General features: G+C 42.8%; 11 protein-coding genes. 8 read left to right on the top strand and 3 right to left on the bottom strand.

Annotated features, from left to right (window positions below; all coding sequences use genetic code 11):
- Window positions 1–212: 212 nt before the first annotated feature.
- Both crtH and LW728_RS06480 read right to left on the bottom strand, forming a co-directional pair.
- The gene (gene crtH, locus LW728_RS06485; protein WP_287765804.1) at window positions 213–1,724 is read right to left on the bottom strand and encodes a carotenoid isomerase; all 1,512 of its coding nucleotides are present in this window, start codon (window positions 1,722–1,724) and stop codon (window positions 213–215) included.
- A 58-nt stretch (window positions 1,725–1,782) separates the two neighbouring features.
- The gene (locus tag LW728_RS06480) at window positions 1,783–2,004 is read right to left on the bottom strand and encodes a hypothetical protein (protein WP_287765801.1); all 222 of its coding nucleotides are present in this window, start codon (window positions 2,002–2,004) and stop codon (window positions 1,783–1,785) included.
- Between the two features lie 103 nt (window positions 2,005–2,107).
- On the opposite strand from LW728_RS06480, the gene LW728_RS06475 reads away from it, so the two are divergent.
- Complete coding sequence (locus LW728_RS06475; RefSeq protein WP_287765799.1) at window positions 2,108–4,012, top strand: polysaccharide biosynthesis protein; 1,905 nt, start codon at window positions 2,108–2,110, stop codon at window positions 4,010–4,012.
- Window positions 4,013–4,052: 40 nt separating this feature from the next.
- On the opposite strand, the gene LW728_RS06470 is transcribed toward LW728_RS06475, so the two are convergent.
- Complete coding sequence (locus tag LW728_RS06470; RefSeq protein ID WP_002801713.1) at window positions 4,053–4,241, bottom strand: hypothetical protein; 189 nt, start codon at window positions 4,239–4,241, stop codon at window positions 4,053–4,055.
- Window positions 4,242–4,444: 203 nt separating this feature from the next.
- On the opposite strand from LW728_RS06470, the gene cobW reads away from it, so the two are divergent.
- From cobW to LW728_RS06435, 7 genes are all read left to right on the top strand, one after another.
- Window positions 4,445–5,479 carry a cobalamin biosynthesis protein CobW gene (gene cobW, locus LW728_RS06465; protein WP_287765796.1) on the top strand — a complete coding sequence of 345 codons (1,035 nt, stop codon included), beginning with the start codon at window positions 4,445–4,447 and terminating at the stop codon, window positions 5,477–5,479.
- 1,013 nt (window positions 5,480–6,492) lie between these two features.
- A complete protein-coding gene (locus LW728_RS06460; RefSeq protein ID WP_287765793.1) occupies window positions 6,493–8,544 on the top strand; it encodes a M3 family metallopeptidase in 2,052 nt (683 codons plus the stop codon).
- Window positions 8,545–8,851: 307 nt separating this feature from the next.
- Window positions 8,852–9,625 (top strand): hypothetical protein, encoded by a 774-nt coding sequence (locus LW728_RS06455; protein ID WP_002801717.1) that lies wholly within the window; start codon window positions 8,852–8,854, stop codon window positions 9,623–9,625.
- A gap of 345 nt (window positions 9,626–9,970) precedes the next feature.
- Window positions 9,971–12,277 (top strand): sensor histidine kinase, encoded by a 2,307-nt coding sequence (locus LW728_RS06450; protein WP_002801722.1) that lies wholly within the window; start codon window positions 9,971–9,973, stop codon window positions 12,275–12,277.
- Window positions 12,216–12,662: a response regulator gene (locus tag LW728_RS06445; RefSeq protein ID WP_002801723.1), complete on the top strand. Its 447-nt coding sequence runs from the start codon at window positions 12,216–12,218 to the stop codon at window positions 12,660–12,662. The genes LW728_RS06450 and LW728_RS06445 overlap by 62 nt, the downstream gene beginning before the upstream one ends.
- 294 nt (window positions 12,663–12,956) lie before the next feature.
- Window positions 12,957–14,132, top strand: a complete 1,176-nt coding sequence (locus tag LW728_RS06440; protein WP_002801724.1) for a hybrid sensor histidine kinase/response regulator — start codon at window positions 12,957–12,959, stop codon at window positions 14,130–14,132.
- A 382-nt stretch (window positions 14,133–14,514) separates the two neighbouring features.
- Complete coding sequence (locus tag LW728_RS06435) at window positions 14,515–15,324, top strand: SDR family NAD(P)-dependent oxidoreductase (RefSeq protein ID WP_287765790.1); 810 nt, start codon at window positions 14,515–14,517, stop codon at window positions 15,322–15,324.
- Window positions 15,325–15,385 lie beyond the last annotated feature (61 nt).

Here is a 15,385-nt window from a genome sequence, read left to right as displayed (position 1 = left end):
GTTATCAGTTATCAGTTATCAGTTATTAGTTATCAGTCTTCAGTCTTCAGCAAAACCGATCTACAGCGTTTCTCATCAAGGTGAAGTATAGATTAAACCTTGCCGAAGTAAAAATTCCAGTCGCGAAAATGCGCTTCATCCATCTGAGAAACGCTGTCAAGTATTCTCGAACCGTTTCCGAATTCGCCGGTAAAAAGCCTGATTTTCAGCTTTTAATCTTTGCGACTAGGTAAACCGAGATCTACCGCTAGACGATGACTGCAAGCAAAACCAGAAAAGGCCACCGCGTTTAATCCTTGACCGGGGAAGGTACTATCTCCTACACAATAGAGATTAGGAATAGCTGTGCGATTAAAGGGCATTCCTAACAAGCCTAACAGTTTTCTTCGCGGTATTGGGCCGTAACTGCCATCGATTCTATTCAAAAAGCGGCGATGGGTGCGGGCCGTGCCAATTTCGATATAATCTAATCCTGTATCTAGTTTAGGAAAGAGTTTTTTCAGGCGCTCGATGAGACGATTAGCAGCGGCCTCTTTTTTCTGTTGATATTCTTGGGGGGGCAGTTTTTGCCATTGATCAATCCAGCTAGGGGTGAAAGTATGAATGATATGATGGTCCGGGGGTGCGAGGGAGGGATCGAGTAAGGTAGGAATAGAAACAAAGATAGTTCCCTGTTCTGCTTCCATATTTTCCCAATCTTCTAGTAAAATATGGTGACATTCGCTTCCTGATGGTAATACATCGGCCTTAACTCCCAGATGCAAACTCAGGAAACTGGGGGATTTTTGATAGCGTTTTTGCCATTTTTTTTCGCTACCTGGGAGAGATTCCGGGGGGAGTAGTTTCTCGAAGGTATCCCAACGGGTGGCATTAGAAACAATCTTTTTCGCGTAATATTCCTTACCATTGGTCAATCTTACCCCGATCGCCCGTCCTGCATCTAAAATAATCTTATTCACTCTCGCTTGATACTGGATTTCACCACCGGCTTTTTCCAATCCTTCGACTAATTTCAGGGCAATCTGTCCCACTCCCCCTCGGGGATAGTTAATTCCGCCGTAATGGCGATCGCTAAAGACCATTCCCGCATTAATCATCGGAGTGCGATCGGCGGGTACTACCGACCAACAATAACATTCCATATCGATAAATTTCAATAATTTCGGGTCTTTAATATATTTTCTGGCCAGATCTCCCGCATTTTGGGCTAAATACTTGACCAATCCCAAACAGGATAAAGGATGCTGGAAAAAAACCCTAGTCAGATAGCGGGGTTCTTCCAACGATAGTAAATCCATACTATTGAGGCAATTAAACACCTGCCAGCATTCATCGTAAAAGCGCCGGATACCGGTTTTTTCTGCGGGAAAATGGCTAATTAATTCCTGTAAAAATTGTTCGTAGTCGCGATGAACTTTTAGGTCTAATCCGTCCGGGAGATGATAATGGATCTGGACGGGATCGGCAATGGTTTCGATACTCATATCCACCGCTGCCAAAGCCTTGGTTAAGAGGTTAGTCGTCCCCTTTTTGCCAAAACCAAAAATCATCGAAGCACCCACATCAAAACGATAACCCTCTCGTTCAAAATAACCCGCGCTGCCCCCCGGAATCAGATAACTCTCTAAAACTAAGACTTTTGCCCCTTTTGCCGCTAATTGCGTCGCTGTCACCAATCCCCCGATTCCCGACCCAATCACGATCGCATCGTACTGATTACTCATAACTTTAGTTGATAAATTTTTGTGTCAATTCTTGATTGTAACCTTGACTAGCGGTGATTTATCGGCTAGTTTGCGGGAGCAGAAAATTTTTGGGGAGAGATGAAAAGTTGGTAAAAGGAAAAAAAGTCTTGACAAATCCCGCCACTTGACATAATTGGGTTTGGGTGATATCATCTCCGGAAAGACAGGTAGCGCTACTGTTATAAAAAATATTGGCTCTTCTTGTTTCTGTGTGGAAGGGAGAAGAATAGGGGGAATTTTCCAGAAATATATTCTTCAAAGCCCTGCCTAGCAAGACTCGTCCGAATAATAAGCACTGATTATCGCACAAAGTCGAGAGGAGCTAAGTAAATTTACCGTAAGATTAATTAATCAATTGGATAATGTATAGAAAACTGGCCAACAAAATCCTTAAATTAGCTAATTCCCTATCTAGGTCATCGAAGCGATCTCTTTTAATTGTCACCGATTGCCTGATTTTTTGTCTGACCATCTATCTAGCCTTCTCTCTCAGGTTTAATCTTAGCCTCGAATATGAGCAAATTAGACCTTTTTTAGGGCAAATATTGGGATTAATTGCCGTTAAAACTCTAGTTTTCTCTCTCAAAGGCATTTACAGTCCCGTAGTACGTTATACAGGCTTAGAGTTTCTTTCCTCCGTGCTGCAAGCAGTCCTCTATAGTTCAGGGGTTTTAATCAGTATTGCCTACTTTCAAGGGGATGCCTTTTTGCCGCGTTCAGTCCTGATTATCGACGCATTGTTAACCCTAGTATTGGTTATTGGGATCAGATTGTTGATTCGTTCTGTCTTTCACCGTCTGAATATTTACGTCAGTAGTGTGGATAGGGAACCGACAATTGTTATCTATGGTGCGGGGATTGTGGGTTGTCAATTAGCACGTTCCCTACAAAATGACCCCCACTATCGTTTATTGGCCTTTGTTGATGATAATCCCGATTTGCAGCACCGAGTGATCCAAGGCTTTAGGGTTTATCCCCCCTCTCAATTGGCACTACTGCACCAAAAAACAGCCTTTGACTGGGTTGTTCTCGCTATTCCGAACCTAGACAAGGCCAGAAAGCGGCAAATCATCGAAAGTCTAGAAACTTTACCCATCGTCATTAAAACTGTCCCTCCCCTCTCAAAAATTTTATCGGGAGAAGCGACCATCAATCAGATTCGCAGTGTCGATGTCTCGGAATTATTAGGACGGGAAGAAATTCTACCCCATCCCGAACTTTTGGGAAAAAATGTCACTGGTAAAGCGGTGTTAGTCACCGGGGGTGGCGGTTCCATCGGTTCGGAATTATGCCGACAAATCGCCTTCCTCAAGCCAAAATGCTTGGTAATCTACGAATTAAACGAGTTTTCCCTCTACAAAATCGATCTCGATTTAAGTGAAAATTATAGGGATTTACGCAAGTATGCCTATCTAGGCAATGTTCTCGACCGCAATCATCTAGACCGGGTCATCCAACAACACCAGATTGAGACAATTTATCACACTGCCGCCTATAAGCACGTTCCCCTTGTGGAAGCCAATGCTAGTCAGGGGGTTTACACTAATGTTTGGGGGACTTTAAATGTCGCTCAGATCGCGATCGAGAATTCAGTTAGTAATTTAGTTCTTATTTCCACCGATAAGGCCGTCAGACCGACTAACATTATGGGGGCCAGCAAACGCTGTGCTGAGTTAGTCGTGCAAGCTTTGGCCGCTTTACCCGACAGTTCCACCTGTTGCGCTATCGTCCGCTTTGGCAATGTTCTCGATAGTAGCGGTTCCGTGGTGCCGCGTTTCCGGGAACAAATCGCCCAACGTAAGAATATTACCCTCACCCATCGCGATATTATTCGCTATTTTATGTCTATTCCAGAGGCGGTGCGTTTGGTTATACAAGCGGGAGCCATGGCTAAGGGGGGTGAGGTATTCCTGTTAGATATGGGTGAACCGGTAAGAATTTACGATTTGGCCCTACAGATGATTCGTTTAAGTGGCTTGGAATTAGGGCAAGATATCGATATTGAAATCACGGGATTAAGACCGGGGGAAAAACTCTACGAAGAATTATTAATCGATACCGGTAAAGCTCGTCCCACCGCTCACCCAAAGATTTTTTGCGCTAATGAACACTTTCTTGCTTGGGAAAAATTACAAATCAAATTAGAGCAATTGCTTAATTCTATTCAAGTTAATGACCGTCAGGGCTTAGTTAGGTCCCTACAAGATTTAGTTCCCGAATACCGTCCCCCGCAGCAAATAGCCAGTAGTTTGTCAAGTAAAAAGTAAAAAAGAGGAGTTTTACTTCTCCTCTTGTTGCCAAAATTTATTAATCTAATTGAACCGAATGCTTTTGTTTTAATTGCTTTTGGATAGTTTTTACCGTCTGCTCAATTTTATTGATCCCGCGAGAAGAAGGGCGATTTACTCTATCAGCTAGAGGAGAAGTTTGTTGAATAGCAATGCTTAAATAAAGGGGAAAAGCGAGGGTAAAGGCTAAAAAAAGACGTTGTAACATGATCCACTCCCACAAAAGTTTTTCAGCGATTATTCTAGCCGGCTGAAACTTTTACCAGAATAACGACTAACTAGGAAAATTTCAGCTAGTTTGTGACAGTCCGGCAATTGGTGGGGCAATCCTAAAGAATTAGCGATGAAACCCTCAACCCTAGACCGAGATTCTGATACATTGATCTAGAAACATGATCGATCGCCCTATCTATGCACAAAATTCCAGTTACTGTGATCACGGGTTTTCTGGGTGCGGGAAAAACTACCCTCATCCGTCATCTACTGCAAAATAATCAAGGCCGACGGGTGGCCGTTATGGTCAATGAATTCGGAGAAGTGGGAATTGATGGTGATTTGTTGAAAAGTTGTCAGACCTGCGATGACAACCCCAACGATAATATTGTGGAACTGACCAACGGTTGTCTGTGCTGTACAGTACAGGAAGAATTTCTCCCCACCATGCAGAAATTGCTGGAGCGACGGCAACAGTTGGATTGTATGCTGATCGAAACTTCCGGATTAGCTTTACCTAAACCTCTGGTTCAAGCTTTTCGCTGGCCGGAAATCCGCAACGGTGCCACGGTGGACGGAGTAATCACGGTGGTGGATGGTTTTGCTATCGCTAGGGGTCGTCTGGTGGCGGATTTAGACGCTTTAACGGCACAAAGGCAAGCAGACCCCAATTTAGAACACGAAACGCCCATTGAGGAGTTATTTGAGGATCAGTTAGCCTGCGCTGACCTGGTACTCTTAACTAAAACCGATCTCATCAGCGAAATTGAATTAGAAAAAATTATTAATTGGCTGAAAACGCAACTGCGATCAACGGTAAAAATAGTTACTTGTGCCGATGGACAAATTAGCCCCGATGTGCTATTGGGATTTAATGCCGCCGTCGAGGATGATTTAGCTAGTCGTCCTAGTCATCATGATCACGAGGAAGAACACGATCACGATGAGGATATCAATTCTGTGCAGTTTTGCCTCGATTCTCCCGTAGATGCCCAAATTTTGACCCAACGGATTAAAGAATTGGTGTCCCGAGAAGAAATCTATCGGGTCAAGGGATTTGTTAACGTGGCCCATAAACCGATGCGTATGGTGTTACAGGGAGTCGGCGATCGCTTTGATTCTTTCTTCGACCGACCCTGGCAATCCACAGAAATGCGGCAAACTCGCTTGGTCTTTATCGGCCGCTCCCTCGATAGTCAGAAAATCGAGCAGGCCTTAACTAGGGTTTGCTGAAGAAGTTTTTCCTGGGGGTGGGGTGTAGGGTGTGGGAATTATGAATTATGAATTATGAAGTGGGGTAGATAGGGAAGTGGGGTGATGGGGTGTGGGCTTCGGCCGTGAGACTTCGGCGTGAGATCAGTCTCACGGCCGAACCCTGCCCCCTGCCTGACCCCACCAACAAACTTTTTGCCGCAAACCCTATTTAGGGCTTGCTGAATAATGGTAAAACCCTTTTAAAATAAGGCTTTTGACCTGTTAAAGTCCGATGTTAGTGCAAGAAAATAGGATTGGGACTTTCAAAAACCTTGCATTATCCTTCTTGTAGTACATCGCTTGGTACAAAAAACAAGGGCAACAAAGCCTGAAACGACTGGGTACTGACTCCTACCCCCAGGAAAAACTTTTTCAGCAGACCCTATTTATTCTCCCTTCTCCCTTCTCTCCCTCTACAATAATTACTCGCAGCCAGAAATACGTTGGGCTCTATCATACTTTGTGCTTTTTGTCAAAAAAACTTTTTTTTTGCAATAAAACTACACAAAAAAAAGATCATCGTTATGGGTGAAATTGACTGATTTGACCGTCCTAATTAGGAAGACCTTCTAGGTGTGGCAAGGGTTTCAACTATTGCTGCCCAAAAAAGCACAGAATAACCCACTATGAAATTCTATCAAATCGCTGTAACCCTTGTAACATCGTTATTAAATAAAAATCTTTCTCAATTAATTCTTAAGAATTTGTAAATATTGCGGAATGTTAATTTAAATATTCTCAATCTTTTGCAGTCAATAGATAATGTTTGCTTATCTTTGATCAACAGAGGCAGTCCCAATGAAAAAATTTTCACCCCCACAGATGAAAGAGGTTTCTTTCCCCACACCCCACACCCTACACCCCACACCCCACACCCTACACCCTACACCCCACTGAAAAAGCTCCGGCAATCGATCGCCCGGATAGATGGTCGGGGATTTGGGTTAGGGTAGTAAAAGATACAGATTACCCACCCTTGCAGACCAACAATTATGACGAACACCAGTAACCCGCTGCTTGCCGGTCAAGGATTACCGGCTTTTGACCAAATCCAACCCGGCCTGATTGTCCCTGGCATGACGCAACTTTTGCAGGAACTGGCTGGAGAATTAACCGATCTAGAAGCACAGATTGCCCCCACTTGGGAAAAATTAGTCGAACCCCTCACCCGGATCGAAGAACGTTTAAGCTGGAGTTGGGGGATTATCGGTCATCTGATGGGGGTAAAAAATAGCCCAGAATTGCGTCAAGCCTACGAAACTGTACAACCGCAGGTAGTCGAGTTTATTAGCCGTTTAAGCCAAAGTAAACCCATTTATGAGGCATTTTTGTCCCTGCGCCAAGGAGAAAGCTGGGGGCAATTAGACGAGACACAACAGCGCATTGTCGAAGCTTCCCTGCGGGATGCTCAATTGGCCGGGGTGGGATTAGTAGGGGAGAAAAAAGACAGATTTAACGCGATTCAACTGGAATTAGCGGAAATCACCACGAAATTTTCTAATAACATCCTCGATGCCACCAAAGCTTTTCAACTGAAACTAACAACCCCAGAAGATATCGCCGGTTTACCCCCTAGTCTCCTTAGTTTAGCCGCCCAAACCGCCCGGGGCCAAGGAGAAACTAACGCCAGCAGCGAAACCGGCCCCTGGGTGATTACCCTCGATTTTCCCAGTTATTTCCCCTTTATGAAGTACAGCGATAATCGGGAATTGCGCGAAAAACTCTATAAAGCCTACGTTAGTCGGGCTGATCTGGGAGAATTGGATAATAATCCCTTAATTGATCGCATTTTGCAACTTCGTCAGGAACAGGCCCATCTTTTAGGTTATAGTACCTACGCCGAGGTCAGTCTTGCCAGGAAAATGGCCAATTCTGTGGATGAAATCGAGAAATTGCTTGACAATTTGCGCCAAGTCAGCTATGAAGCGGCAAAACAGGATTTAGAGGCCTTAAAAACTTTTGCGGGAACCGACGATCTCAAGCATTGGGATATAGCCTATTGGTCAGAAAAACAGCGTCAGGCCAAGTTTAACTTTAGTGCCGAGGAATTACGCCCCTATTTCCCCCTACCACGGGTTTTAGAAGGCATATTTAGCCTCGCTAAACGGATTTTTGGGGTAGAAATTATCGCTGCCGACGGTCAGTCCCCTATCTGGCATCCCGATGTGCGTTATTTCCAGATTAATGACGAAAAGGGCGAAAAAATTGCCTATTTCTACCTCGATGCCTACAGTCGTCCCGCCGAAAAACGCGGCGGCGCTTGGATGGATGTCTGTATCGGTCGGGCCAAAACCGGCACCGAGGTGCGTTTACCTGTGGCTTATTTAATCTGCAATCAAACGCCTCCAGTGGACGGAAACCCCAGTTTAATGACCTTTGAGGAGGTAAATACCCTATTTCACGAATTTGGCCACGGTTTACAGCATATGTTAACCACTGTGGACTATTCCGGCGCGGCGGGTATTAATAACGTTGAGTGGGATGCGGTGGAATTGCCCAGTCAATTTATGGAAAATTGGTGTTATGATCGCCCTACTTTAATGAGTATGGCCAAACACTACGAAACGGGTGAAACTCTCCCCGAACATTACTATCAAAAACTGCTCCTAGCTAAGAATTATATGAGCGGTTCGGCTATGCTGCGTCAGCTACATTTGTCTTTAGTAGATTTGGAATTACACCATCGTTATCAACCCAATGGCGGCGAAACTCCTAAACAAGTCAGACAGCGTTTAGCGGCAACGACGACGATAATTCCTCCTCTACCAGAAGATGCTTTCTTGTGTTCTTTTGGACATATTTTCGCTGGCGGTTATGCGGCGGGTTACTATAGTTATAAATGGGCGGAAGTTCTCAGCGCCGATGCTTTTGCCGCTTTCGAGGAAGTGGGATTAGATAACGAAGAAGCAGTGAAAGCGATCGGCCGCCGTTTTCGCGATACTGTCTTAGCTATCGGGGGAAGTTCTCATCCTATGAATGTTTTTAAAGCTTTCCGCGGTCGTGAACCTAGTACCGAGCCTCTCCTCCGTCATAGCGGCTTATAAAAGTAGGGTGTGTTAGCGTAGCGTAACGCACCAAAAACTTTTCTTTGTGGTGCGTTACGGCGATATTTAGCTCTTGATTTTTTCCCTGAAAACAAGGGATTGCCTAACGCACCCTACTTAACTGCTGAAACCTTTCTTTGTGGTGCGTTACGGTAATATTTAGCTCTTGATTTTTTCCCTAAAAACAAGGGATTTCCTAACGCACCCTACTTTCATAAATAGGCTCTCAAACTTGCTGTAAAAATAGAAATGATAAGTTACAATACTATTGTTCTATACATCACCAATCTAGCCTTTGATAAAATTTATGGAATCATCTACTCTACCGATTCATAATCCAGCCGAACGTTTATTAATTATCCTACAAAGATGTTCTCCAGACGAAACTAACGAATCAGTTCAAGCAGTTTTAGCAAGAGCAATGGAAGTGAAAAATGACACTGATTCTGTTCAGAAAGGGTTGATTCAATTAGTACAGCTTATTTATCACATAGAAGATCAACTACAATATTTTCCTTCAAGAAAACAGTCTTCCTATAAAGAACTTATGGAACAAATTAAGGATGAATTAATTAGTGTATTTTCAAGACTTGAAATGTCTTGGTCAAATTCTTTCTTACAGCCATTAAACTCTCCTGACTGGTACGCTCTACATTGGCTTCCTTCTTGTGTAGAAGATTTTGAGGAAATATATTTAAGCAAAGAGGATTTGAACAGGTTAAGGGAAGAAATCTTCGGTTTAATTCAAATGATTGAAGATAGCAAAATTACGCAAGAGTTTAAACAATTTCTGCTGATTAAATTAAATGAAGTCCTAGAAGCTCTTAACAAATTTTACATCGTTGGCTATAATGGTCTTCGCAAGGAAATTTTGGCTACCCTCACCGAGGTGGGAATTAATGAAGTCGAAGGTGAAGATAAGGAAACCAAGAACAATATATCCCAAAAGTTATGGAAATTTTTAACAAAAATAGTTCCAGAAAAAGCACAAAAGATTAATCCGTTAATTAGTCTCCCTGTCAATGTTTATAAGCTGGCAGAAATGATCACCAATAATAATACTTTGCCTCCAGGTAATTAACAAAAAAGGGTTGCTATCATATTTAAATCTTAGATTTTGGTGTGTTACACTTCGCTAACACAACCTACTGTATATTTTTATTAAGAATTATCTGTCCCTTGTAACATTAAATCTTAATTCTTAACAAATTACCCTAGATTCTCAGAGAAAAACCGATTATAATAAAGGGAAATGAACAGAACTGCTCGATCAGTAGATAACTGATTAATTAAAGTTTTATTACTTTTGATGGCCTGGTATTAAGATAAGTAAATTTATTCTTGATCGCCCCCTGAAAGTGAGAAGAAATAGTTTTAATAAACAAAGAGTTTTCAACTTGGCAAAAATCCTCTGGGGGCAATACACATGGAAGTTCTAACCGAGACAATTAACCCAACTTCGATCGAACGGGAACCGATCCATCTCTATAACCGAATTCAACCGCACGGGGTGCTTTTAGTTCTCAGCGAACCGGAGCTAAAAGTCAGCCAAACTAGCAGTAATAGCCGCAGTTTATTGGGTATTTCTCCGGGGGAAATTATCGGTAAAACCCTAGAGGAAATCTTCGATCCCTTTCAGATCGATCCTCTGAAATCAGCCATAAAAAATAACGATTTTGATGCTATCAATCCCTCCAAAATTTGGGCGCGGGTTAAAGGGGATGATTTTGCCGTCTTTGATGCTATTTTCCACCGTAACGCCGAACAAATGCTGATTTTAGAGTTAGAACCAGCTATTTCCTATGAAAACATTCCTTTCCTGAGATTCTATCACCTAGCCAAAACTTCGATCGATAAACTTGAAGCCACCCGTAGCCTGAAAGATTTCTGTAATATCATCGTTAAAGAAGTGCGAAAAATGACAGGATTCGATCGAGTTATGTTATACAAATTCGACGAAGAAGATAACGGTGATGTGATAGCAGAAGACAAAATAGAGCAACTAGAACCCTATCTAGGTTTACGTTATCCCGCTTCCGATATCCCTCTCCCGGCACGAAATTTATTAAGCGCTAATTGGATTCGACAGATTCCCGATGCTACCTCTGAACCCGTCGATCTAGTGCCTGTTCTTCACCCCGAAACTCAACAACCCTTAAATTTAACCCTGTCCAGTCTTAGAAGTGCTTCTCCCTGTCATTTAGAATATCTGCATAACATGGGAGTGGGAGCATCTCTAACTATTTCTCTGATTGAAAATAAACGTCTCTGGGGCATTATTGCCTGTCATCATCGCACCCCTAAATATGTACCCTACGAACTCCGTAAAGCTTGTGAGTTCTTAGGAAGAGTAATTTTCTCGGAAATATCGGCACGGGAAGAAACCGAGGATTATGACTATCGAGTAAAATTAAGCTTTGTGCAATCGCAATTAATCGATTATATGGCGGAAGCTAATAACTTTATTGATGGATTAATTGCCCATAAACCGAATCTGCTCGATCTAACTAAAGCCACAGGAGCCGCTATTTGTTTAGGCGGCAATTATACCTTAATTGGAGTAACACCCAGCGAAGAAGAACTAAATTATCTGATTACTTGGCTAGAAAAAAACGTCCATGAAGATGTTTACTATACTAATTCCTTACCGCGAATTTATACCGATGCGGGTAAGTTTAAAGATATTGCCAGTGGTTTACTAGCAATTCCCATTTCTAAACGTAATTATCTCCTCTGGTTTCGTCCAGAAGTAATTCAAACCGTGAACTGGGGTGGTGATCCGGGTAAAGCGATCGAAACGACTGCCATAGATGGTGATATTCGTCTCTGTCCGCGTAAATCTTTCTCCCTCTGGAAAGAAACCGTTCGCCTCAAATCTTTACCCTGGAAAGCAGTAGAAATTAACGCCGCACTAGAATTACGAAAAGCGATCGTCAATATCATCTTAAAACAAGCCGATGAATTGGCACGTTTAGCGCGGGATTTGGAACTATCGAACGCCGAATTAAAAAAATTCGCCTACGTCGCTTCCCACGATTTACAGGAACCCCTCAATCAAGTCGCCAACTATGTGCAGTTGCTAGAAATGCGCTACACCGAAGAACTGGACGAAGATGCTAAAGAATTTATTACTTTTGCCGTCGAAGGTGTCAGCTTGATGCAAACATTAATAGATGATGTGCTGGCTTACTCGAAAGTGGATATGCAGGCGGCAGAGTTTAATACCATCGATGCTAATCTGGCACTGGAAAAAGCTCTCGCTAACCTGAAAGGGAGAATTCAGGAAAGTCAAGCTATGATCACTTTTGATCCTTTGCCAATTGTCATGGCAGATAAAACCCAGTTAATGCAATTGTTCCAAAATCTCATCGGTAATGCCATTAAATTCCGAGGAAAAGCGACTCCCACTATTCATATTTCCGCGCAACGTCAAGAGGAGGAATGGCTGTTCTCTGTCACCGATAATGGAATTGGTATCGATCCCCGATTTTCCGAACGCATTTTCGTGATTTTCCAACGACTGCACACCCGCGACGAGTACCCCGGCACAGGTATGGGTTTGGCGATTTGTAAGAAAATTATCGAGTGTCATCGCGGACGAATTTGGGTAGAATCCCAATTAGGCAAAGGAGCGGTTTTCTATTTTACAATTCCCCTAGGAGGTAACGAGCGTGAGCGCTGGCGAGGACGTGCCACACAAAATTATCTTATTAGTGGAGGACAGCAAAGCTGATATTCGCCTCATCCAAGAGGCATTAAAAACTAGCACCGTCCCGCACGAATTAGTTATCGTTAGGGATGGTGTCAACGCCATGGATTATCTGCGTCGAGAAGGGGAGTATCTCGATTCTCCCCGTCCTAATCTGATTCTTCTCGATCTGAATTTACCAAGAAAAGACGGACGGGAGGTATTAGCGGAAATAAAAAACGATCCCAGTTTAAAAAGAATTCCTGTGGTGGTTTTAACCACTTCTCGCAACGAGGAGGATATTTTTTATAGCTATGAACTGCACGTTAATTGTTATATAACCAAGTCACGCAATCTCAACGATTTGTTCAAAATTGTCAAAAATATCGAGGCTTTTTGGTTAGAAACCGCTACTTTACCCAGTGAGTGAATCATGATCAGTTATCAGTTATCAGTTATCAGTTATCAGGAGTCAGGAGTCAGGAGATAGGAGATAGGAGATAGGAGATAGGAGTCAGGGATCAGTGATCAGGAGATAGGATTCAGGAGTCAGGAGTCAGGAGATTATTTCTATTTATTCTCCCCACACCCCACACCCCACTTCATAATTCATAATTCATAATTCATAATTCCCCCTCCCCACACCCTACACCCTACACCCCCCTCCCCACACCCCACACCCCACTTCCTAACCTCCCAAATCTCTTTAACTCTTGATTAAAAAATGGGACTCTCGCAGGATATAAAAGTTCTTTTAATCGAGGATAATTTAGCCGAAGCTCGATTATTAAAGGAAATTCTTAAGGGTAATGAAAAAAAAGAATTTCATCTGGTTAATGTGTCAAGATTATCCGAAGCGATTTCTCTGTTACAACAAACAAATTTTGATGTAATTTTATTAGATCTAACTTTACCAGATAGTCAGGGTTTGGAATCCTTAGCTCCCCTTTTAATTACGGCTCCGAAATTGCCGATCGTGGTTTTAACTAATACTAATGATGATAATTTGGCTTTAGCAGCACTACGTCAGGGAGCGCAGGATTATTTAATTAAAAGAGAAGTAAGTTTAGAAATTTTAACTCGATCTCTATGTTATGCGATCGAGCGAAAACAGATGGAGGAAGCTTTACGAGAATCGAACGAAGCTTTAAAAATGAGCGTGATTGAACGCACTAATCAACTGGAAAAAGCTCAGGAATTAAATCAGTTAAAAACTGAATTTGTTTCCATGTTATCCCACGATTTTCGCAATCCTTTAAATAAAATTTTACTCTCGGCTGGATTATTAGAAGAAAGTCGCGATCGGTTGACAAAAGATCAGCAAGTTAGCTATTTTCGCATGATTCGATCGGCCATTAAAGACATGGATCAATTGCTCACAGAAGTGTTATTAATTGGCCGGGCCGATTCCGGGAGATTATACTGTCAATTTGATCCAGTTGATTTGCTTGATTATTGTCAAAAATTAGTAGAATCTTTTATTGTTAAGCCGGAGCCGCAATTAGCAATTATTTTCCAAGTTGAGGGCAGCTTAGAAAGAGGACTTTGGGATATAAATTTAATTAAACATATCTTGACAAATTTACTGGGAAATGCTCTCAAATATTCACCCCAAGGGAACCAGGTAGAATTTAAGATTATTGTCGAATCCGAGCAGGTAGTCTTTAAAATTATCGATCGAGGGATTGGTATTCCCAGCCAAGATCAAGAACATTTATTTAAACCTTTTTATCGCGGTAGCAATGTCGATAATATTCAAGGAACGGGATTAGGATTAGCCATTGTCGGACGCTGTGTGGAAGCGCACAAAGGACAAATTCACTTGGAAAGTGAGGAAGGAAAAGGCACAAAGATCACGGTGATTCTACCGATTATTACCGACATTGAACACCTAAATTGAGATGAACGATAGGGTGGCACCACAATTTTTTTTTCTGCTGCCCCTCTGCCCTAGGGTTGATTCATAGTAGGGTTGATTCATGAATCAACCCTACCTCTCCCCTCTCCCTGCTCCCCTTCCATAGGATTGAGGATCACCCTGAGCGTTCATCCGATCGAGTGATTTTGCGGAAAAGTGTTAAAAAAGATTGCTGTTTGTAAAGACAACTGTTACCGTGGGTTCAAGAGTGCGCTTTGAAGGAGGAAAAATCCCATGCACCCTAACCTATCCATCTATCCCCCGATTGCTTCGCTACTTATGTAGGGCATAGATGCACAAATCAAAGATTTCAGAAGCAAAACCAATAAATTCCCGTACTGTTGCTTAAAACAGGAGTTTGATCATGAAATTACAGGGAAAAACAGCCCTAGTCACGGGGGCATCCCGGGGTATCGGACGTGCGATCGCCTTAGAATTAGCCCGACAAGGTTTAAGCAGAATTGTGATTGTTGCCAGAGATCAAGAGCGATTAGAAAAACTAGCCAAAGAAATTGAGTCCCTAGGAGTCATTGCCACACCTTTAGCCCTAGATTTAACCGAAAATGACCTTGTTAGTCCTTCAATTATCCGAGTTTGGCAAGAATGCCGTGGCATTGATATCCTTGTTAACTGTGCCGGTATTGCCCATCAAACCCCCTTTCTACGCTCGCAATTTTCGCAAGTGCAAGCAGAAATATCTTTAAATCTGATGGCCATGTACACAGTTACTCGCTTAATTGCCCGCCGGATGGCAATTCGGGGACAGGGAACCATCGTCAATGTTTCCAGCATGATGGGTAAAATTGCCGCTCCTAGCTTCTCTACCTACTCGGCCACCAAATTTGCCATTTTGGGTTTTAGTCAAGCTCTCAGGTCGGAATTACGGGAACACAACATCAAAGTTGTCACCCTCTTACCCTCTTTAACCGATACGGATATGGTGCGAGAATTGCAGTTATTTCGATGGTTAAAGCCGATGAGCGCCGAAGAAGTCGCCCAAACCCTAATTACCGGGTTAAATAGGGAAAAAACGGAAATTGTCGTCGGTTGGCAAAGTCATCTAGCTCTTTGGTGCCAAAAATTTGCCCCGAAACTGCTCGAGAAAATTGTCGATTTAGCCTCTCCCTTGCGCCAAGGCAAAGGAAAGCGAGGATGGCGAGAAGTGTTTAACTAGGGTTTGATTAAATCTATCAGGGTGAGCATGGCTCACCCTAATCACCTTCACCAACAGGCAA

Origin of the sequence: Microcystis sp. 49638_E5 (genome assembly GCF_021300285.1) — a bacterium.
In the GTDB taxonomy this organism is placed as follows: Bacteria; Cyanobacteriota; Cyanobacteriia; order Cyanobacteriales; family Microcystaceae; genus Microcystis; species Microcystis aeruginosa_C.
The sequence above is the reverse complement of the archived record's forward strand: the minus strand, read 5'-3'. Positions and strand labels throughout refer to the sequence as shown.